Source organism: Maribacter dokdonensis DSW-8 (assembly GCF_001447995.1).
Classification (GTDB): Bacteria; Bacteroidota; Bacteroidia; order Flavobacteriales; family Flavobacteriaceae; genus Maribacter; species Maribacter dokdonensis.
The window spans coordinates 43,823-65,637 of the sequence record NZ_LDPE01000003.1 but is presented as its reverse complement, the minus strand read 5'-3'; the positions used below and the strand labels follow the sequence as shown (position 1 = coordinate 65,637).

At 35.7% G+C, this 21,815-nt stretch carries 16 protein-coding genes; 13 read left to right on the top strand and 3 right to left on the bottom strand.

Going from position 1 to position 21,815, the window contains the following annotated elements; translation table 11 throughout:
• Window positions 1–131 precede the first annotated feature (131 nt).
• Together I600_RS14050 and I600_RS14045 are read left to right on the top strand one after the other, a co-directional pair.
• On the top strand, window positions 132–1,385 hold the full coding sequence (locus I600_RS14050; RefSeq protein WP_058105196.1) for an Nramp family divalent metal transporter: 1,254 nt from the start codon (window positions 132–134) through the stop codon (window positions 1,383–1,385).
• Window positions 1,386–1,422: 37 nt separating this feature from the next.
• Window positions 1,423–3,741, top strand: coding sequence for a chondroitinase-B domain-containing protein (locus I600_RS14045; RefSeq protein WP_058105195.1), 2,319 nt, complete (start codon window positions 1,423–1,425; stop codon window positions 3,739–3,741).
• Between the two features lie 51 nt (window positions 3,742–3,792).
• On the opposite strand, the gene I600_RS14040 is transcribed toward I600_RS14045, so the two are convergent.
• Window positions 3,793–4,893 carry a type I phosphomannose isomerase catalytic subunit gene (locus tag I600_RS14040; RefSeq protein ID WP_167342569.1) on the bottom strand — a complete coding sequence of 367 codons (1,101 nt, stop codon included), beginning with the start codon at window positions 4,891–4,893 and terminating at the stop codon, window positions 3,793–3,795.
• A 595-nt stretch (window positions 4,894–5,488) separates the two neighbouring features.
• On the opposite strand from I600_RS14040, the gene I600_RS14035 reads away from it, so the two are divergent.
• The 5 genes from I600_RS14035 (at window position 5,489) to I600_RS14015 (ending at window position 13,185) form a co-directional block, all read left to right on the top strand.
• Window positions 5,489–8,524, top strand: a complete 3,036-nt coding sequence (locus tag I600_RS14035) for a SusC/RagA family TonB-linked outer membrane protein (protein WP_058105193.1) — start codon at window positions 5,489–5,491, stop codon at window positions 8,522–8,524.
• A gap of 26 nt (window positions 8,525–8,550) precedes the next feature.
• Window positions 8,551–10,080, top strand: a complete 1,530-nt coding sequence (locus I600_RS14030) for a RagB/SusD family nutrient uptake outer membrane protein (RefSeq protein ID WP_058105192.1) — start codon at window positions 8,551–8,553, stop codon at window positions 10,078–10,080.
• 205 nt (window positions 10,081–10,285) lie between these two features.
• Window positions 10,286–10,987 carry a FadR/GntR family transcriptional regulator gene (locus tag I600_RS14025; protein ID WP_058105191.1) on the top strand — a complete coding sequence of 234 codons (702 nt, stop codon included), beginning with the start codon at window positions 10,286–10,288 and terminating at the stop codon, window positions 10,985–10,987.
• A 118-nt stretch (window positions 10,988–11,105) separates the two neighbouring features.
• On the top strand, window positions 11,106–12,395 hold the full coding sequence (locus I600_RS14020) for an MFS transporter (protein WP_058105190.1): 1,290 nt from the start codon (window positions 11,106–11,108) through the stop codon (window positions 12,393–12,395).
• A 28-nt stretch (window positions 12,396–12,423) separates the two neighbouring features.
• On the top strand, window positions 12,424–13,185 hold the full coding sequence (locus tag I600_RS14015) for an SDR family NAD(P)-dependent oxidoreductase (protein ID WP_058105189.1): 762 nt from the start codon (window positions 12,424–12,426) through the stop codon (window positions 13,183–13,185).
• A gap of 52 nt (window positions 13,186–13,237) precedes the next feature.
• On the opposite strand, the gene I600_RS14010 is transcribed toward I600_RS14015, so the two are convergent.
• A complete protein-coding gene (locus tag I600_RS14010) occupies window positions 13,238–14,254 on the bottom strand; it encodes a LacI family DNA-binding transcriptional regulator (RefSeq protein WP_058105188.1) in 1,017 nt (338 codons plus the stop codon).
• A 150-nt stretch (window positions 14,255–14,404) separates the two neighbouring features.
• Here I600_RS14010 and I600_RS14005 point away from each other — a divergent pair, with 150 nt between their 5' ends.
• The 6 genes from I600_RS14005 (at window position 14,405) to I600_RS13980 (ending at window position 20,918) form a co-directional block, all read left to right on the top strand.
• Entirely contained in the window at window positions 14,405–15,451 is a 1,047-nt protein-coding gene (locus I600_RS14005; RefSeq protein WP_058105187.1) for a sugar kinase, read from the top strand.
• 36 nt (window positions 15,452–15,487) lie between these two features.
• On the top strand, window positions 15,488–16,708 hold the full coding sequence (locus tag I600_RS14000) for a 6-phosphofructokinase (protein ID WP_058105186.1): 1,221 nt from the start codon (window positions 15,488–15,490) through the stop codon (window positions 16,706–16,708).
• A gap of 9 nt (window positions 16,709–16,717) precedes the next feature.
• Window positions 16,718–17,386 carry a bifunctional 4-hydroxy-2-oxoglutarate aldolase/2-dehydro-3-deoxy-phosphogluconate aldolase gene (locus tag I600_RS13995; protein WP_058105185.1) on the top strand — a complete coding sequence of 223 codons (669 nt, stop codon included), beginning with the start codon at window positions 16,718–16,720 and terminating at the stop codon, window positions 17,384–17,386.
• Window positions 17,387–17,663: 277 nt separating this feature from the next.
• Window positions 17,664–19,328 (top strand): tetratricopeptide repeat-containing sensor histidine kinase, encoded by a 1,665-nt coding sequence (locus I600_RS13990; RefSeq protein ID WP_058105184.1) that lies wholly within the window; start codon window positions 17,664–17,666, stop codon window positions 19,326–19,328.
• Window positions 19,329–19,331: 3 nt separating this feature from the next.
• Entirely contained in the window at window positions 19,332–19,997 is a 666-nt protein-coding gene (locus tag I600_RS13985; protein WP_058105183.1) for a response regulator, read from the top strand.
• Window positions 19,998–20,195: 198 nt separating this feature from the next.
• Window positions 20,196–20,918 carry a hypothetical protein gene (locus I600_RS13980; protein WP_058105182.1) on the top strand — a complete coding sequence of 241 codons (723 nt, stop codon included), beginning with the start codon at window positions 20,196–20,198 and terminating at the stop codon, window positions 20,916–20,918.
• 5 nt (window positions 20,919–20,923) lie between these two features.
• Here I600_RS13980 and I600_RS13975 read toward each other — a convergent pair whose 3' ends face one another.
• A complete protein-coding gene (locus tag I600_RS13975) occupies window positions 20,924–21,814 on the bottom strand; it encodes a transglutaminase family protein (RefSeq protein ID WP_058105181.1) in 891 nt (296 codons plus the stop codon).
• Window position 21,815: the final 1 nt, after the last annotated feature.

Genomic DNA, 21,815 nt, shown 5'->3' with positions numbered 1-21,815 from the left:
CATTGGTTACACCCCCTTTTATGACCCTTGCCAAAGGCATCAATATTAAAATTGTTACGAATGTAGTGTACCATTTTAATTCGTTTTCATAGCGATAACGAATATCAATTTAAAAGCTGAACCAAAAGATAATGGCAACAAACAATTTACCCCTTTTAGGAAAGATAAAACGAAGCCTTAAAAATTTTGGTCCAGCTTTTTTTATTATTGGCTATGTAGTAGGAACAGGAAGCGTAACCTCTATGGTGGTTTCCGGTGCCAAATATGGCCTTAGCCTATCGTGGGCATTATTACTATCATGCTTTTTTACATATTTTCTTCTTGTAGCCATAAGTAAATTGACCATAGTTTCTGGAGACACCTTAATGTTCAATTTTAAAAAGACATTTGGTAAGCCATTAACTATATTTATAATTACTGCCCTACTCGTCTCTATAGTTTCTTCATGTATAGGTGTAATGGGTGTTGTAGCAGAAGTTACCATGGAATGGATTTCGGTAAAAACAGAAATCTCTTTCCTTAACGGTCCTATGGTATCCATTTTCTTTATTGCATTGCTTATTGCTCTTTTCTGGACCGGAAAACACGAAAATTTTATAAAAGCAATGAGTATAATGGTCGGTTTTATGGCGCTAGCCTTCATTATAACCAGTTTTATGGTCGTTAATGAAGCAGGTACCTCTATCACCGAATTTTTTCCGGAGTTACCTAAAGGGGATAATAACGGATTAGTTATTGCCGGTATTGTAGGCACCACAATGGCTGGTGTATGTTTAGCCTCTAGAAGTATTTTGGTTCAAGAACAAAATTGGGGTTTAAAGGATTTAAAGACTGAAAATAAAGATGCCATGTCATCTATGATCATGACATTCTTTATAAGTCTTGCCATTATGATCAGTGCTACCGGAACATTATATTTTAAAGGCGCACCGGTAGATGATGCAACTGACATGATGCATGCCTTAGGACCTTGGGCTGGAGATTTTGCCTTAACCCTGTTCACACTAGGTATTATTGGGGCAGGTTTATCTTCCATATTCCCTAACCTACTTCTTTTCCCATGGCTGGTGGCAGATTACACCAATACAGAGCGTGACATGAAAAAACCGCTTTATAAACTTATAGTTGTTTTAGTGGCGTTATCCGGTCTAATTGTTCCTGTTCTAGGAGGTAAACCAGTATGGATCTTAATAGCCTCGCAAGCTTTGAGTCCGTTTGTAATGCCATTGATCACATTGTTTTTACTTATTCTTTTAAATAAAGAAACGGTTATGAAAGAACATAAAATTAGCTTGTGGATGAATCTTGCCTTAGGTGCCACCTTCATTTTCAATTGCTATATGCTTTATGTAGCCTTAAACGGATTTATTGATTTTATTCAATAACACGTTCAAATTACACTACAATTGAATATTTAATCTTATGAAATACATATCTCTGGTATTAACCATGTTATCCCTTCTGGCATCATGTAAAAAGAATATCGGAAATAACGGCATTTATGTTGAAAATGCCACGGAACTAAAGAACGCTATCGAGCAGTCCAAACCAGGAGATAACATTATACTTTCTAATGGAATTTGGAAAAATACCGGAATTACCTTCTACGGCTACGGCACCAAAGACAAGCCTATCTCAATGAGTGCAGAAACACCGGGCAAAGTATTTCTAGAAGGCAATTCATACCTACATTTGGGAGGTGAACATTTACACGTTAGCGGACTCTATTTTAGAAATGGTTACTCACCTAATAGTTCTATCATACGGTTTATGATCAATGAAGACAGTGTTGCCAATTACTGCCGAGTAACCAATACCGTTATAAAAGATTTTAACCAACCCAATAGATACACTAATGATAGGTGGATAGAATTTTATGGCAAGCACAACAGTTTTGACCACAACTTTGTCTCCGGAAAATCTAATGACGGAGAGACTTTACGGGTTTTCTTTACAGGAAACCAGCATATAAACAACCACCATCAAATTACACATAATTATTTTGGACCGCGCCCTAGAAAGGGTGGACCAAGAGCGGAAACCATACGCATTGGCGATAGCAAAACCCGTTTTGCCCCTGGTTATGTGAATGTATCCCACAACTATTTTGAAGCTTGTAATGGGGAGGTGGAAATCATCTCCGATAAAACCAATTTTAATATTTTCAATAGAAATATTTTTTACAAATCTGAGGGGTCTTTAGTACTAAGACATAGTAATTATGCCAAAGTAAACGGAAACATTTTTATTGGGGGCGACGATTCTGATTTTTATGGTGGTATAAGGGTAGTGAACTCCGGACATTCTATTACCAATAATTACTTCTATAAAATTAAAGGGCAAGAATTCAGGTCTCCACTTGCTATTATGAACGGTATTCCCATGACACCTTTGAACCGTTACCTACAAGTATCTGATGTAGTCATAGCCAATAACACTTGGATAGACTGCAAATCACCTTGGCAAATAGGAATTGGAGAAAATATAGAAAGTGCCAGTGTATTGCCTGCCAGTGAAATTAGATCCGCACCACCAATTAGGACTATTGTAACCAATAATCTTATTTATAATACAAGAATTGATAATTCACCTGTAATTAACCATAGCGAAATGAATGGGATTAAATTCCATAACAACGTTATTGACAATAATGGTGAAACGTATTCTGAATTTAATGTATTAAAGAACGGTATCCTTACGATGAAAAAGGTCAACGAATGGCTTTATATACCTGCAGATACTAACGATCCTATTTTAAGCGACACATATATTGTAAATGATGTACCGCTCATTGAAACCGATCTTTTTGGATCTCGTAGAAAAGATAAAAATAGAATAGGTGCCATTAACCAGTTATCCCCTGCTGAAGAATTTGTAAATGACAAAAACAAATACGGACCAGATTGGTTCTCCCCAAAAAATGTTACACATGAACCTAAAATCATTAAAGCAACAGCCACTAAAGGAGATTTAGCCCGTAAAATTGAGCAAGCCCAGTCTGGAGATATAATTGAATTAACAGATACGGCTTACCATATTGAAAAACCATTATCTATAGATAAAGACATCACACTACGTTCTAAAGATTCTACAAATAAAGCACAACTACTATTTTCAGGTGCTACCGATAGTGTTGCCTTTAAAATAATGCCGAAAGGACATCTTAAGTTAAAGGACCTTCATATAAAAGGCCTAGACCATATAATTGCTTTTTCTCCTTTAAAAGATCACATGTCATCTGCCTATTCCGTGGATGTAGACAATAGTAAGATAGAGAATTTTGCATTTATCATAAAAGCGTACAAAGGCTCATTTGCAAACAACATCACACTTAAAAACACCCTGTTTAAAAATTGCTCTAATGGCATTGTTCTAGCCGCAGATTTAAAAGGAGATTATAATGCGGAAATGGTATTAATTGACCATTGTACCTTTCTTAATATCGATAAAAACGTTATTGATTTCTTTAGGGACGGATATGATGAATCAACTATTGGCGGTCATTTAACCGTTACCAACAGCAATTTTACTGCCTGCGGAAAGCTTGAAAAAAGTAGTATTCTTCTCAAAACAAAAGGAATTATCAACGTCTTGTTAGCTAATAATACTTTTAAAGAAAACCCTGTTGATTATGCAGCATTATTATGGGGAGAAAAGAATAACCACTATACAAACAATACTTTTATTAAATCTGGAGGAATTAAGGTTGAAGAACAACAAAAACTAAAAATTCTTTATTAAAAGTACTTAAAGTTCAAGCGGCTCTACAATTACTTATTTGGAAAATATCAACTATTTAGGCGGATAGCAAAGTAATATTTTTGATGCTATTTTTGATTTAAAAACGACCTCCTCTATTGCTGCCGAAAAAAATATTTCATCGCCTTGAGCAAAACTATACTCCTTACCTCCACTAATGATCGTACCCTCACCGTAATAAATAACAGCAACAAAAAAACTACCATTAGCTTTTAAGGAATGTTCACTATTTACAGTTAAATCCAATTCACTTAAACCAAAGCAATCTGTATGGCTTTCATTAAATATTGTATTCAGGGTATGTTTATCAGATGAGTCTATTGTCTTTGGAGATACTTTCCACCTTTTCAACGCCTCTTCATAAGAGCAACCATCATAATGAAAACAGTCTAGCATATTTTGCTCACCAACACCTTGGTGTATTAACTCATCGGAAATTGTTAATCCCGCGGGAGTCACTTTTTCTACTCTCATAGTATAATCCGTAGGCTCTTGTACTTCCATTAAAAAACACCCACTACCAATGGCATGTGGCACTCCGCCATAAATCATATAAGCATCACCAGGGTTCACCTCTATTTTATGAAGGCAGTCTAGCATACCTTCAATATCTTGATTTTTAAATAAGATTTCCCACTGTTCTCGGGTCACTCCTTCTTTAAACCCCATGTAAATGACACTCTTTTCGCCATTTATTTCACGTTTGTTCAATACATACCAAGATTCTGTTTTTCCAAAAGCGGAATCTAACATGGTTTTAGCATAGTCTTTATCCGGGTGTACCTGTATGGTTAATCGCTCTTTTGAGTCCAACATTTTTATCAGCACACCGGTAGTGCCAAATTTATCTGCCAAAGCCTTACCTAAATAAAGTTCTTTGTTAGACGCTACCAATTCCTTTAAAGAATAAGTTCCAGAAGGTGTTTGGACCATAGACAGACCTTCATTATCAGGTCTACCCTTGCCCCTAGCCGTCACAGTTGACATTATCCACTCCTCTGGCATGCTCCCATCAACCTCTGGAGAATCTTTTTTCCATTTATCGATTAAGGCGCCACCTTCATATGTTCTCCAAACCCTGTTTGAAAATTGTTTTAGCGGTATATAAGCATATTGCTGAAAATCAGTATTCATATTCATGTTTTAATATGTGTTTAGAAAAATCAAAAAGACCTATGAAAATCAAATATTTTGAATTCAAGGATTATTATTAAAAAGTAAAAACAATTGAAATTTCAGTGTAGAAAACCGTTCAAATTTAAGAATTAAAATACAGATTTTAGATAAAAAACTAGCATTAATGGATTCAAAATTCATTATCTCAAAAATGTTGGCATTTGTTAATTAAATACCAAATCCTCAATATTACATAGGGTTTACAGCAGATTTAGAAAAATTAAGTCACCCCTAAGATGTTAAAATGTAAATTTCTCTTTTTTTAACGATTAAATAACATATATTTGGTAAACCAAATTGGATAACCAGTTTGGAAAACCAAAATTTTCATCATTACTCAACTTAAATTCGAACTTAAACTTCAATTAATTAAATGACAAAAATTAAGATTAACAACGTGATTACCCCTTAGTTCCACATTAGAACTATGTAATGATTTACCACTGTATGCTATAAGCAAGAAGAATTAAAGATCAATCTAGGTCAAACAGTGATTAAATGACTTAATCAGGCTTAAAACAAGTCGAACTTAAATTAACATAACAAGACAAAAATGAATTTAAAAACGAAATTAGCATTGATAATGATGTTGTTAGTCAACATTTCATTATTCGCACAAGATGGGTACAACCTGACCGGTACGGTTACCGACGAAACAAATATGCCTGTGCCCGGTGCCAATGTTGTTATTCAAAATACAACAACCGGTACTTCTACAGATTTTGATGGTAACTATTCCATTACCGTTAAAAACGGCGATGTTTTAGAGTTTTCTTACATTGGATACGCTAAAAAATCTGTTACTATAAACGGCCAGCAAACGTTAGACGTTGTACTAGCTGAAGATGCAAGTCAACTTGAAGAAGTTGTTGTTGTAGGTTATGGATCTCAGAAAAAAAGTGATATTACAGGTTCTGTTTCATCTGTAAAATCAGAAGAATTAAACGCTTACCCTGTACTGAATGCAGAACAAGCATTGCAAGGTCGTGCAGCTGGTGTTGTTGTACAGTCTAACAATGGTGGTGAGCCAGGTGCTCCTATCAGTATTAAAATTAGAGGTAACACCTCTATTAATGCAAGTAGTTCTCCACTTGTTGTTGTAGATGGTTTTGTTGGCGCTTCTATGCCACAAGCAAATGACATTCAGTCAATGGAAGTTTTAAAAGATGCATCTGCTACCGCCATTTATGGATCAAGAGGTTCTAATGGTGTTATACTGGTAACTACTAAAAAAGGTAGAAGCGGAAAATTATCAATTGAAGCCAACACTACTTATGCCATTCAAAATATCTCTAACAGATTAGATTTATTGAACGCCAGTGAATTTGCCGATTATCAAAATCAAATTAGAACTAACAATGGTGTAGCCACTCCTTATACTCAAGGACCAGCTGATACAGATTGGCAAGATTTGATCTATAGATCGGGTAGTACATCTAATAACCAAGTTTCATTTTCAGGTGGTAGCGAGAAAATTAACTTCTACGCTTCTGCCAACTATTTTAAGCAAGAAGGTATTATTATAGGTTCTGATTTTGAAAGATTAACATTCTTATCTAACGTTGATGCTCAAGTAACGGATAAATTAAAATTAGGTATGAACCTTTTTGGAAGTAGAGGAATTAAAAATGGTTCCGCTACTCAATCAGACGGTTCAGTTTCTGCCGGTGGAGATGATGTGATTACATTAGCTTTAAGATATGCGCCAGACCAGCCTGTATATAACGCAGATGGAACGTACACATTTGGTAATACCGTAGGTGACCCTGTGGACAACCCTTTTGCTGTAGCAACAGAGAGAATAGATGAAACAAAAACTGATAATTTTAGAGCTAACCTTTATGCTAACTATGAAATTATAGATGGTCTTAGCTTTAAAAGTACTTTTGGTTTAAGTACAGAGAACCAGACTAGAGGTATATACTTACCTTCATTACTAACCCAAACAGCAGGTGGTGAAAGTGGAAGAGCAATTGTAAATACTGATAGAGAAACAAGTGTTTTAAGTGAAAACTATTTGACTTACAACAAAGAATTTGGAAAAAGTAATTTAACTTTATTAGGAGGTTACTCTTACCAAAAAACGGTTTCAGAAAACTTTTTCTCTGAAGCAACCGGTTTCATCTCCGATGGTTTTTCTTACTATGGCCTAGGTTCTGCAACCAATATATTACAACCAGATTCTTCAATATCAGAAGTAGAAATCCAATCTCAATTTGGTAGATTCAACTATGATTATGATGATAAATACTTATTGACTGCAACGCTAAGAAGAGATGGTGCATCTAACTTCTCTGCTAATGAAAAGTATGCTCTTTTCCCTTCTGCAGCTTTAGGATGGAAAGTTTCCAATGAGAATTTCCTTAAAGATAGTAAGGCTATTTCCAATTTGAAATTTAGAGCTAGTTACGGTGTAACCGGTAACCCATCAATTGGGGCTTACGAATCTTTATCAAGACTAGAAACTCTTTATGCTTCAAGTAACGGACAAACTGTTAGTGCCGTAACACCGGAACAACCAGAAAATCCTAATTTGAAATGGGAATCTTCGTATCAAACAAACTTTGGTATTGATTTAGGTTTAGTCAACAATAGAATATCCATGTCATTGGATTACTATAACATTGATACTAAAGATTTGATATTAACGGATAATAGTATCACCGAATACTTAGGGTTCTCAGGTGATGATATTCTAGCTAATGTTGGGGAAATTAACAACAGAGGACTTGAAATTGCTTTAAGCACAAAAAATATTCTTAAAGAAGACTTTAGATGGACAACTGACTTTAACATTGCCTTCAATAAAAATGAAGTAGTTAGCTTAGTTAACGATGCTGATTTGTTTTTTGATGCAACACCAAGTTATTTTAGCCATGATAGAAGTTATATCTTAAGAGTTGGCGAAGAAGTAGGTCTTTTCTGGGGTTATGAATATGCTGGCGTATACCAAGGCGGTACAGCACCAGACGGCACACAAACTTTATCTGGTGGTGTAGCAGGTGATCCATTATTTGTTGATGTAGATGGAAGTGGTGACATTACAGAAGCAGATAGAACAACGATAGGTAACCCTAACCCTGATTTCACATGGGGTTTCACTAACAATTTTACATACAGAAACTTAGATTTAAGCATTTTCTTCCAAGGTTCTCAAGGTGGTGACATCTTTAACTTGACCAATGTTCAGTTAACAAATGGTGATGCAAATACTAAAAGAGCATATTACAATAGCGCTTGGACACCAACCAATACAGATACAAACACTCCGCGTGTTGGTAATAACAGTAACAGAGAAATTTCTTCTCGTTTTGTGGAAGACGGTAGTTATGTAAGACTTAAGAATATTTCTTTAGGTTATACAGTTCCTTCTGAAGTTTCAGAAAAGTTAGGTCTTGATAACCTAAGAGTATCTTTAAGTGGACAAAATCTATTGACCTTTACAGATTATTCTGGTTTAGATCCAGAAGTTAGTTACTACGGTTCTGGTGGTAACAATAATACTTCCGCTAACACTGCTCAAGGTTTTGACTTTGGTAACTACCCAACAGTAAAAACTGTTACAATGAGCCTTAATTTAAAGTTTTAATAACGAATTAATTTAAAATAAGAAAAATGAAAATATTTAAATTATTACTATTATTGGTAGGTTTATCAATAATGGGCTGTTCAGATCTAGAAGAAGAGCCTGTAGGTATATTATCAGCAGAAGGTTTCTTTGAAACTCCTGCGAATATACAAACGGCAGTAGATGGTTCGTTAACACATGCTATAAACGAGAAGTTCTGGGGAAGAAAATTGTCTATTGCGTTAATGTTACGTTCAGACATGGTTAGTCTTGCCTCTAATGAAACAAGAAGAGTTGAAATGAATGAATTCACAACTCTTGCAAGTAACGGTATGATCAGTGAATTTTGGCCAAGAACTTACCAAGGTATTGCCGCTGCAAATGCTGCAATTGCAGGTGCTGAAGATGTAGATGTTGATGATTCCATAAAAAACCCGATAACTGCACAAGCTTATTTTGCAAGAGCATTCTACTATTTTCACTTAGTACGCCTTTTTGGAGATGTTCCTTATATTGATGCTCCTGTTACTGATTTTGACGCTGCTACATCAATCAGTAGAACACCAGCTGCGGAAGTATATGAAAATATTATTTCAGATTTAGAGTACGCAAAAACATGGTTACCAGCAACGGTTACATCAAGAGCAACACCTTCAAAAGCGGCAGCTAGTTCGTATTTAGCCTTAGTTTATCTTACATTGGAACAATGGCAGAATGCTTACAATGAAGCTCAAGAGGTTATAGACAATGCAGGTACTTATAATTTAGCATTAGAGCCTAATTTTCAAAATCTGTTTAATGCTGATGCTATAGACGCATCTCTCGAACCAATTTTTGCATTGGATTATAACAATTTTGAAGCAGACGATAATGCTTATGATCAAACAGCCCCTATGACCGGTATTAGAGGCGACGATAGAAACCTAGGAGGAGGATGGTCTGTAGCCGTACCAACTTTAGAAGTATATACTACATGGGATGCTGCAGATTACAGAAGAGCGGTTAGTATGGATGACGAAGTATCTATTGGAGGTACTGTTGTTGACTACACTCAATTTGACATTAGTGGTCATGAATTCGCAAAAAACAACCCTTACATTGCAAAATACACTCGTTTCCCTGGACCATTTGCCCGTGCGAACGCTAGAGCAACTAGCCATAACTATTCTATGATTCGTTATGCCGAAGTATTATTAATTGCAGCAGAAGCGGCAGTAGAATTAGGAGACAATGCAACGGCGTTGAATTATATCAACCAAGTGAGAGCAAGAGCAAGAATGGGCGGAGAAACCCAAACTGGTGCAGGTGTTACCGTAGTGGTAGAGCCTAGTGATGAACCTGCAGATCTTACAGGTACCGTTACAGTTGATGACGTTTTAGAAGAAAGAAGACTTGAATTTGCTTTTGAAGGCATTAGATGGTACGATATCGCTAGAAGAAGAATCGGAAATGAAGTATTTGGAGCATCTGGATTAGAAGGTGAAAAGCCCTTTTTCTCTGAAGATGATTATTTACTTCCATTACCTGAAGATGAATTGGAAAGAAACCCTAACCTAACACAAAACCCAGGGTATTAAAATATAGATCATATTAAAGAAGTTGTTTGAGTTGGTTTTTTAAAAGATGGCTGGCTTTTTGAGATAGCCAGCCCATCTTTTCCCTTACAACAAAAGAAGTTCTGAACATTAGACCGGCGAAAAATTTGTTTATACAGTTATTTTTTTAAATTTGACAAACCAATCTGGTTAACCAATTTTTTCCGTAACTTAAAAAATGTGAACTATGAAGTTGGAAATCTTAACAAGAAATGAACATAAGGAACTTCACAATACCATTATTGCTAAAATAAGGGATCTCATATTGAACAAGAACCTTGAGCCAGGTGACAAATTGCCTTCTGAGCGCATGCTATCAGAGAAATTTGAAGTAAGTAGAAATAATATTAGAGAAGCTATTCAAAAACTTGAGTTCTATGGCATATTAAAATCTAAACCACAAAGTGGAACCTTTGTTGCAGATATAGGACCAGTTGCCATGAAAGGGATGATGAAAGATATCCTTGCTCTAGAGGATCCAGATTTTAAATCATTGGTAGAAACTAGAATATTACTAGAACTTAAAACAGTAAGACTAGCAGCAAAAAGAAGAACCGAAGAAGATTTGGCTAAAATGGAAGCGGCTTTAGAATCTTATAAAGAGAAAGTCTTGAATAATGAAGAGGCCGTGCAAGAAGATTTACTTTTTCATTTAGCTATTGCCCAAGCTTGTGGAAATAGTACTATAAATAGAATGATGTTGATTATTACGCCAGAGATCATCAACAACTTTGAGAAATATCATGTTTGTGATAAAGACCAAGGTCCAAAACGAATTAAAGAGCATCAAAACATTTTTGACGCTATTAAAGAACAAGATACTCAATTAGCGAAACAAATGATGAAAGATCATTTTAATGAGCTATACAAGTATTGTTACAATATTTAAACGGATGATTTAATTTATCCTAATTAACCAGCTGAATGATAATACAAGGATTTTTATATACCAGCATAAAACGTCCACTTATTCTCATCGGTAAGCAATAACCAATAAATAAAGAATTATGAAAGTTAAGGGTTTAAGATGGTGGATAATTGTGCTCATTTTTATTGCAACGGTTATTAACTATATAGATAGAACTGCATTTGCACTACTTTGGCCAGAGATGGGTAAAGACTTAGGTATGGACAAAGCAGATTATGCTTTCATGTTCAATATCTTTCTTGCCGCTTATGCAATTGGAAAATTTGCATCGGGCAAATTATATGATGAAATAGGCACCAGACTTGGCTTTACCGTTTCTATTATTGTTTGGTCTGTAGCGTCAGTACTTCATGCCTTTGCAGGTGGTATAGTTTCGCTTTCAATATTTAGAGGGGCATTAGGCTTGGGAGAAGCCGGTAACTGGCCAGGTGCTGTAAAAAGTAATGGTGAATGGTTTCCAGTAAAAGAAAGAGCAATAGCTCAAGGTATATTTAATGCCGGTGCTTCCATTGGAAATGTCATAGCGCCCTTCATTATAGTATTTCTTTACGCCCAATTTGGCTGGAAAACTACCTATATAATATTAGGTGCAATTGGTCTTTTATGGGTGATTCCTTGGTTATTCTTAAACAAATCCACACCTGAAAAACACCCTTGGGTAACCGATAAGGAAAGGAAATTAATTTTATCGGATAGAATTGAAGAGGAAGACACAGGGTCTAAAAGAAAGAGTTTGAGCGTAAGTGCCATACTAAGCTATAAAGAGTCTTGGGGTATTTTATTATGTAGATTTTTTATAGAGCCAATATGGTGGTTCTTTGCTGCTTGGATGCCAATTTATTTAAATAATAAATTTGGATTAAGTATTGAAGAAATCGCCAATACTATGTGGATATCATACTTAATGGCGGCAATTGGAAGTATTGCTGGTGGTATGGTATGTGGTAATTTAATGAAAAAATATTCAGTGGATATTTCCAGAAAAGCTACCATAGTTCTAGGTGCAATTTTAATCCTTATAGGATTTGTAGGTATCATAATGTTCGTAAAACAAGACAACTTTATGACTTTTATATACCTGGCAGGTCTAGCTCTTTTCGGTTTCCAATTTGCAATAGGAAATATACAAACCTTATCAAGTGATTTATTCAGTGGACCATCTGTTGGTACATTGGCAGGTATGGCAGGCACAGTTGCTGCAGTATCCCCGATGATAATGAATTGGTTTGTTGGTAAAATTACCGCAAATTCTTATACTCCGGCATTTATTGCAATTTGTATAGCAGTTGTTTTGGGAGTCCTATCCGTTCTATTTTTAATAAGAAAAATAGAACCCGTTAAAAAATATGTAAGTAAAAATTTAAAGTAAAATAAAATAGTAATAAATATAAAACAGCATGAGTACAGAAGGAAAAGTAGCAGTAATTACAGGAGCAACTGGAGGAATCGGATTTGCAGTTGCTAAAAGATTAGGACAAGATGGTTACACCGTTATCTTAAATGGAATAGATGACGAAGCTGGTGCCGAAAGAATTAAAGAACTTACTGCAGAAGGTATTACTGCCGAGTACTTAGGATTTGATGTTACCAATGAAGAAGCGGTGGCAAAAAACATTAAAGCAATCGGTGAAAAATATGGTAAAATAGATACATTGGTAAACAACGCTGGTGGTCTAGGTGGTAGATCTCGTTTTGAAGAAATGACTACTGAATTCTATAGAGGTGTTATGGCCTTGAACTTAGATTCAGCTTTCTTTGCTTCTAGAGCTGCAATACCTTACCTTAAAAAAGGTGAGCACCCATCTATTATCAATTATACCTCTAATGCAGGTTGGACAGCTGGTGGACCAGGTGCTGGTATCTATGGTACGTCTAAAGCAGGAGTTCATGCTTTGACCAGAGCTTTGGCAAAAGATTTAGCTGAATATGGCATTAGAGCAAATGCGGTATCACCAGGTACTATTGACACTCCTTTCCATGCTCAAATTAAAGCTACGAAACCAGAAGTTTTTGCTTCTTGGGCAAATAACATTATGTTAGGTAGATTAGGTCAGCCAGAAGATGTAGCTGGTGTTGTTTCTTTCTTAGCTAGCAAAGATGCAGCTTTCATTACTGCCGAAACTGTACAGATCGGTGGTGGTCAAGCTTTAGGAATTTAATAAAACCTCTGTTTATAATAATAAGGCGTCATTGTATTTACATTGACGCCTTTTATTTTGATGATTCCCTAATGATCAGTTCTGAATTCAATATTAATTTATTCAGTTTTTGTTCAACAACCTCCTTTTCAACGTAACCTAAAAAGGTTTCGGCAGCAAGCCTTCCTATTTGCGCACTATGCTGACTAATACTTGTAATGGTAGGAGTCACCAAAGAAGTAAACGGTTCATTTCCAAACCCTACCAACTTAATATCTTGGGGCACCCTAATACCTTTTTCCTTAAGAACCTGTAAAGCACCCAATGCGGCATAATCACTTGCTACGTAAACCGCGTCGGGCCTGTTTTTAAGAGATAATAAATTTTCAATTTGCAACCTGCCGTCCTCTAAGGTCAAACCACTTTCTATAAGTAATTCTTCATCTGGTGGCAGATGATGTTTTTTAATAGCATCAACATACCCACGTATTCTATTGTTAAAAATTCTAGTTCTTCTATATCCTCCAATATGTGCTATGCGCTTACAACCTTGCCCCACTAAATGATCTACGATCATATGGCTACTTTGATAATCGTCTATACCAACGTAATCCACATTTAAGTCATTCTCTCCCCTATCAAACAATATTAAAGGAATTCCATTAGATTTTATTTTCTCATAATAAGAAAGATCTACCGTTTCATTCGCCATTGAAGCAATTATTCCATCAACTTGGGTATATAAAAGTGCATCGATATTCTTACACTCCTTTTCGAATGATTCGTTAGATTGGGTAATAATTATATTGTATCCGGCTTTATTAAGAACACCTTCCATATTTTCAACTACCGATGAAAAGAAGTTACTATTTGTTCTTGGTACAATTACCCCTACCAAATTACTTTTACCTTTTCGTAAGGCACTTGCCAAATGATTTGGTTGGTAATTTAATTCCTTAGCAACTTGCTTTACCGCCTTCTTTGTCTTAACACTAATACGGGTATCGTCATTTAAAGCCTTGGAAACCGCTGCCGTAGAAATATTCAAAACATTGGCAATGTCTTTTAAAGTTGTTCTTTTTTTATTCAATTACTTTATATATATTTGTTTAATCGATTAACCAAAAGTAAGACTTTAATTAAAGTAAACAAAAATTGTCTGTTTTGGTTATTTTTTAGCTCAAGTGGTTAATCGATTAAACAAATGATAATTTAGTACATATTAAACTTAATAGTCAACATGAAAAAAGTAGTAACATTCGGTGAAATCATGCTTCGTTTAGCACCACAAGGATTTTTAAGGTTTTCACAAGCCAATAATTTTGATGTAGTATATGGTGGAGGGGAATCTAACGTAGCTGTTTCATTAGCTAATTATGGTGTTCCTGTAGATTTCGTAACACGTTTACCAAAAAATGACATTGGTGAGTGTGCCATGATGGAAATGCGCAAAAGAGGCGTTGGTGTAGATAAAATAGTATACGGTGGTGATCGTTTAGGTATCTATTTCTTAGAAACCGGTGCGGTATCAAGAGGTAGTAAAGTAGTTTATGATAGAGCTCATTCCGCAATTTCAGAAATAGAATCTGGAATGATCGATTGGGATGCCGTATTCGAAGATGTAGAATGGTTCCACTGGACAGGTATTACACCTGCAATTTCCCAAGGTGCTGCAGATGTTTGCTTAGAAGCTGTTAAAGCTGCAAGTGCAAAAGGAATCACCATTTCTACGGATTTAAATTATAGAGCCAAACTTTGGACATATTGTGACGATGCTCACAGAGAAAAAATAATGGCCGGATTAACCGAATATTGCGATATTATATTAGGGAACGAAGAAGATGCCGAAAAGCACTTTGGTATTCACCCAGAAGGTTTAGATGTACATAAAGATGGTGCTGATGTTAAGGCTGAAGCTTTCTTATCTGTATGTAAGCAAATGATGAAGAAATTCCCTAAAGCTAAAAAAGTGATTACCACTTTAAGAGGTTCTATTTCTGCATCGCATAACACTTGGGCCGGTGTTCTTTGGGATGGAAATAAAATGTACGAAACCCGTCAATATCAAATTACCGACATCGTTGACCGTGTTGGTGGTGGAGATTCTTTCATGGGTGGTTTGATCTACGGATTATTAAAATACCCAGAAGATGACCAAAATGCACTTGATTTTGCAGTTGCGGCATCTTGTTTAAAACATACGATCAAAGGTGATGCCAACCTAGTTACAGTTTCTGAAGTTGAGAAACTAATGGGTGGTGATGCTTCTGGTAGAGTTGCTAGATAATAAAAACATTATCCTTTATCCTCTAAAACCAAAAATATGTCTCAAAAGTCAATTTTAATCCTCTGCGGTGGCGGTCCTGCTCCTGGTATAAATACCGTGATCAGTACTGTGGCAAAGGCATTTTTAAAAGACAATTATCGTGTTTTAGGTTTACATGAAGGTTTTAAAGGAATTTTCGATGAAAATCCGCAAATCAAGGAGTTTGATTTCTTCCATGCGGATCGGATTTTTAGTAGAGGTGGCTCCACTTTGATAATGAGTCGTTTTAAACCTAAAAACGAAAAACTAAACACTAACCTGTTTATTGATAATAATGTGAAACTGTTGGTAAGTATAGGTGGTGACGACACCGCCTCTACTGCCAATAGAATTACAGGTTATCTAGAAAAAGAAGGTATCTCAATAGCCAATATTCACGTACCTAAGACTATTGATAACGATTTACCATTACCTGACAGAAACCCAACATTTGGTTTTCATTCTGCTAAAGATGAAGGTGTACGCATAGGTAATACAACTTATGAAGATGCGCGTACCAGCCAAAACTGGTTTGTTATGTCTACCATGGGAAGATCAGCCGGTCATTTGGCATTTGGTATTGCGGCAAGCTGCCATTTTCCAATGATGATCATACCAGAAATGTTTGATCGTACGGCTATAACCTTTGATAAAGTAGTACGCATGGTCATTTCATCAATGATCAAACGTAAAATTGAGAACATTCATTACGGAGTTGCCTTGATCAGCGAGGGAGTGTTTCATAACATGCCAGATTCAGAATTAAAAAAGTGTGATATAAATTTCACCTATGATGACCACGGGCACCCAGAATTAGGTAATGTTAGTAAGGCGCATATTTTCAACATGCTCGTTCAAAAGAAATTAAAAGAACTAGGTATAGATATTAAAAGTAGACCCGTAGAACTGGGTTACGAATTACGCTGTTGTAGACCTATAGGCTTTGACCTAACCTTATGTACGGTATTAGGTCTGGGCGTAAAAAAATTATTTGATGAAGGTAAAAGTGGCTGTATGGTCACTGCAAATTCCAGAGGAGAAATTACACCGTTATTCCTATCTGACATTCAAGATGAAAATGGCAAAATAGCTCCTCGTTTGGTCAATATCAATTCTGAGTTGGCGGAACTATGCTTCCAAAATTTATTCTATGTAGGTGAAGATGATTATGAAGATGCAAAAAAATATGTGGACCATCCTTCAGACTACGATTTCAACAAAATTTTAACCGAGAAATAAAAAATTCAAATGGCACAATATTCAAGAATAGAAGTAGCAAATGTAATGAAGGAATCTGGTATGGTACCTTTGTTCTACCACCCAGACATTGAGTTAGGTAAAAAGGTTTTACAAGCTTGTTATGATGGTGGTGCACGTTTAATGGAATTTACCGCTCGTGGCGATTTCGCTTTTGAAGTATTTTCCGAATTAAACAAATACGCTATTAAGAACTTACCCGGTATGATTATGGGTGTAGGTTCTATAACCGATGCAGCTGCAGCATCATACTACATGTCTATAGGCGCAAATTTTATTGTAACTCCATCTTTAAGAGAAGATATTGCTATAGTTTGTAACCGTAGAAAAGTGTTATGGTCTCCTGGTTGCGGTTCATTGACCGAAATCAACAAAGCCGAAGAAATGGGCTGTGAGATCGTAAAATTATTCCCTGGTTCTCTATATGGCCCTGGTTTTGTAAAAGGTATTAAAGGACCTCAACCATGGACCAGCATTATGCCTACCGGTGGCGTAAGTACAGATGAAGGCAACCTAAAAGGTTGGTTTGATGCAGGCGTTACCTGTGTTGGTATGGGATCACAATTGATCAGCAAAGATATCTTAAACAATAAAGATTACGCAGGTTTAGAAGCTTTGGTAAAAGAAACCTTGGCTACTATCAAGAAATTAAGATCATAAAGTATAGAGACAGTACCTGAAACATTCTTGTTATCGGGAAAGTCTTTTAAAAGTGCATATTTAAGTTGTTAGTTGGAAAAGGGCATTAAAATCATGGCAATACGCCAGATTTTGTGCCCTTTTTATTTGGACAAAATTCAAGATAGATAAAATTTTCAGCCAATAAATAATTAACAACCCAACATTTAGTTTTAAGTAACTATAACTATTTTAGACAGTTACCATCTTAGAAAAAATTCAATATTATTAATAGCTAATTAGTTTATATTTTAGAGGTATGAACAACAAATTAAGCATAATCATCCCTCAATTTATATTCCTTGCTTTATTTATATTTCTAATACCCAATCACTCCTTAGCACAAGTTTCAAAAGATAGTTCACTACATTACAGAAAAGCAATTCTAAACCCTTCTCAACCTCAAGACCTGCCCTCTGGCGTTCACTATTTTACCAAGAAAAAAGAGCGGGATATAGAGTCAAAAGATACCTTAAATGCAATTTATGACCTTAGGCTGCTTTCTATAGCTGAATTTAAAATTGGTAATAATTTCAGTAGTGAAAATCATATTGTTGAAGCCCTTAATCTTATTGAGTCAATGCAGACCAAAGATACTTTGATCAACTCTAGGGTAGGTCTTTACAACCAATTAGGGCGTATTTATAGAGCATCGAACAACGCAACCGAAGCCATTAGAACTTTTGACAACGCATTACAAATTGCCAATAAACTAAGCGATAGTGTTATCATCTTGAACAATAAGGCCAATATCTACAAAGATCTTTTGGACTATAAAAACGCATTGGACATTTATTCGTTTCTATTTGAAAAACGTTTTGATTTTGCCAATGATTATCAAACCACCTTGGTAACCGATAATTTAGGTCTTGTACAGTCTAAACTTCACATTCCAGAGGGATTGGATAATTTAAAAAATGCTTTAACACTTCGTCAAAAAAATAATGACCTTATTGGTCAGCACGCGAGCAACACTCATTTATCAGAGTATTACTTGGATAGAAAAGACACTACAAAAGCATTATTCTATGCAGAGAAAGCGCTATCCCTTTCAGACAAGATCAACAGTAGTTCTTTTAAACTAGAATCCATATCATTACTTATGAATATGGATAAGAATCCTCTTATTCATGAATATAAAAAACTGACCGACAGCATAGCCAATGCCAAGCAAATAGCAGAGAACAAAAATGCATTTCTAAAATATAATGTAGCCGAAGAACAAAAGAAAACTCAAGCCAGTATACTATTACAAGAAATAGAATCACGTAAGCGGTTGGCTTACCAAGCCCTTGCCTTTATTATTTTTCTAATTCTCGTTGGTTCTTATTTTATCTACAGAAACCGATACAGAAAGGCTAAAATCGAAGAAATCTATAAAACCGAAACCAGAATTGCTAAAAAAGTGCATGATGAAGTTGCCAATGACATGTATAAAGTGATGACATCTCTTGAGAACAATTCAGAAATTGACACTACTATTTTAGATGAAATGGAAAAAATCTACACCAAAACACGAGATATTTCTAGAGAAAATAGTGCAATTGACCTTAGAAAAGATTTTGGCAAACAATTAAACGATTTATTGCTAGGATATAAAAATAGCAAAGTCAATATCATAACCCGTAACCTTTCTAAAATGCCTTGGGACGGTATTTCTGAAATGAAAAAAACAGCTATCTATAGGGTATTGCAAGAGCTCATGACCAATATGCGCAAACATAGCCACGCAACTTTTGTAACCCTAGTTTTTGAAAAAGAAGGAAAAAAAATTCATATTAATTATCGTGATAATGGCGTTGGATGTGATCTTTTTAAGAAAAATGGCCTTCAACATACGGAATCCCGTATCACTTCTATAAATGGAACTATTAATTTTGAATCCAAGCAAGGTGATGGCTTTAAGGCATCAATAATAATTTAATGCATGTTCAAAAAAGTTTTAATTGCGGAGGATATGGAAGACATCAACAAAGGTGTATTTTCATTACTGACCGAATTGGGTGTTTCACAAATAGATCAAGTTCAATATTGCGATGATGCCTATTTAAAAGTAAAAAGGGCGGATTTGGATTCGGTCCCGTTTGATCTTGTAATATCGGACCTATCATTTAAGGTGGACCACAGGTCACAGACTTACCCATCAGGGCAGGCTTTAGTGGCTAAACTAAAGTCAGATTTCCCTTCTCTAAAAGTCATTGTATATTCTGTTGAAGATCGCTTGCAAGCTGTGCGCACTCTCTTTAACCAGCATGATATAGATGCATATGTTTGCAAAAGCAGAACCGGACTTAAAAATTTGACCCAAGCTATTTGTGAAGTTGCTAAAGATGGAAAGTTCTTATCCCCAGAAGTTTCAAATGTATTTAGTGCCGAGAACGAACTGGAAATTGATGACTACGATATTTCACTTTTAGACAACCTTAGTAAAGGCTTATCTCAAGATGAGATCAGCGCACTCTATAAAAAAGAGAATATTTCACCTGCTAGCCTAAGTTCAATTGAAAAAAGATTGAACAAATTGCGAATACAATTCAACGCCAATAATGCCATTCACCTTGTGGCCATCGTAAAAGATTTAGGGCTAATCTAAAAATAAACCGTTGCCTTACGGAAAACCGTAATACTGTTAGTTATAATGGTGTTAGGTTTGTTCTTGCTTAGCAATAGGCACACTAACCAGAATTAAAATACATATTGCTATGGCCATCCTGCTGAAGAGGTATTTCGGGGGAACTGACCGATTTGGTAGGTATGGCCTATTTATAAATCAACCACTCAACAAAACATTATGCGTAAACTAATTACCCTATTATTTATTCTTTCAATTCTAATTCCTACCAAAAACTATGCTCAAGACAATGGTGCCGTTGTCGCAGGAGCAGTGGGTGCTCTTGCTGCAATAGGAGCAGGTGTAGCAGCAGTGGAACAAATGAAAGAACGTGCTGAACTAACTGCCACGGAATGGTTATTGGCAAACAACCCCAACATAACCAGTTTTTCATTAAAGACTATAGATTTTGATGGTAAAAAGTTAAAAGACATGTCATCTGCTTCTGTCATCACCTTTAAAATTCAAGAATTTGAACCTGCGGACAAGCCGGTTTTAGATGGCAAAAAGCAAGTACTGTTAGGTTTTACTAGTCACGGGTGGATTAATGAATATGGTATTGATTTCAATAAAATAAAATGGTTTTTAATCGATGAAGCAGAATGGGTTAATATGATGGTTTCTTACGTTAAGGTAGCATCTGGAGAATCAAGTGACTATAATGTGGCTTCTACTTTACAAGAAGGACGTATTGTTAATAAAGGTGTCAAAATTAAAAACAAAATGACCATACCATTTTATCAACTTTCCGGTGATATGTACGTTGTTACAGACTATTCTAATGATATGAAATTCATTTATAATGAAAGATCTTTAGGTATTTTCTTAAAAGATACGAGAGACCTCGTTCAAATTAAAAGAAGTAGTTTAATTGAATTACATGAATTCTTTTTTGAAGAATAAACAACTTAAACCACAGCAGCAATATCAACCGCTACTTTTAATTTACTCTGTCCACTACCATAAACAACCCCTTTTAAAGGTGGCACGTCATAATAGTCCCTACCCCAGCCTACCACAATGTGTTGGTCTTTGGGTATATGGTTGTTCGTTGGATCAAAATCTACCCAACCGAAACCTGGAATATAAATAGCAAACCATGCATGGGAAGCATCGGCTCCTATTAATTTTTCTTTACCGGGAGCAGGCAAGGTTTCTATATAACCACTTATATAGCGTGCCGGTAACCCTACAGACCGTATACAAGCAATGGCTATTTGGGCAAAATCCTGACACACTCCTTTTTTCTCTTTCATCACTTCCTCTATTGGCGTGGAAATAGTGGAGAATTCCGAATCAAAATCAAAGTCGGTATAAATGCGTTGCATCAATTCATATGCAGCTTCAAAAACTGATCTATCGCCCTTAAAGGACAATTCTGCATAGTTCCTAATCGCCTTATCCGTCCTTCTAATAAAAATAGATTCCAGCACATATTGCTTAGCTTCCAAAGTTTCCGCATCCATCCCCTGTAATGCAGCTAGGGCATGGTTCATGGTAATATTTTTACATTCCCCGCTATTGAATGATTCATGGTATTGGGCGTATTCTCTTTTAATCTTACTCTTTGTGGTTACTTTTAATGTTCTATGCTCGGTTTGAATGGAAAAACGGGTTATATAATTTCCAAAAAAGTCTTTACGCTCGGTAATTTCAGCTGGTTCAGGCGATATTTCAATGGCATAATCCAACAGTTCCTGGCCTTTTGATTCTCTAGGGCGTAATGTCGCAATATTATGACAATAGCTTACAGGAGCGTTATAGTCATACTTGGTAATATGTGTAATATTGAATATCATT

Coding starts and splice junctions, on each gene's coding strand:
- I600_RS14050 (WP_058105196.1), top strand. CDS start 132: ATGGCAACAAACAATTTACCCCTTTTAGGAAAGATAAAACGAAGCCTT.
- I600_RS14045 (WP_058105195.1), top strand. CDS start 1,423: ATGAAATACATATCTCTGGTATTAACCATGTTATCCCTTCTGGCATCA.
- I600_RS14040 (WP_167342569.1), bottom strand. CDS start 4,893: ATGAATACTGATTTTCAGCAATATGCTTATATACCGCTAAAACAATTT.
- I600_RS14035 (WP_058105193.1), top strand. CDS start 5,489: ATGAATTTAAAAACGAAATTAGCATTGATAATGATGTTGTTAGTCAAC.
- I600_RS14030 (WP_058105192.1), top strand. CDS start 8,551: ATGAAAATATTTAAATTATTACTATTATTGGTAGGTTTATCAATAATG.
- I600_RS14025 (WP_058105191.1), top strand. CDS start 10,286: ATGAAGTTGGAAATCTTAACAAGAAATGAACATAAGGAACTTCACAAT.
- I600_RS14020 (WP_058105190.1), top strand. CDS start 11,106: ATGAAAGTTAAGGGTTTAAGATGGTGGATAATTGTGCTCATTTTTATT.
- I600_RS14015 (WP_058105189.1), top strand. CDS start 12,424: ATGAGTACAGAAGGAAAAGTAGCAGTAATTACAGGAGCAACTGGAGGA.
- I600_RS14005 (WP_058105187.1), top strand. CDS start 14,405: ATGAAAAAAGTAGTAACATTCGGTGAAATCATGCTTCGTTTAGCACCA.
- I600_RS14000 (WP_058105186.1), top strand. CDS start 15,488: ATGTCTCAAAAGTCAATTTTAATCCTCTGCGGTGGCGGTCCTGCTCCT.
- I600_RS13995 (WP_058105185.1), top strand. CDS start 16,718: ATGGCACAATATTCAAGAATAGAAGTAGCAAATGTAATGAAGGAATCT.
- I600_RS13990 (WP_058105184.1), top strand. CDS start 17,664: ATGAACAACAAATTAAGCATAATCATCCCTCAATTTATATTCCTTGCT.
- I600_RS13985 (WP_058105183.1), top strand. CDS start 19,332: ATGTTCAAAAAAGTTTTAATTGCGGAGGATATGGAAGACATCAACAAA.
- I600_RS13980 (WP_058105182.1), top strand. CDS start 20,196: ATGCGTAAACTAATTACCCTATTATTTATTCTTTCAATTCTAATTCCT.
- I600_RS13975 (WP_058105181.1), bottom strand. CDS start 21,814: ATGATATTCAATATTACACATATTACCAAGTATGACTATAACGCTCCT.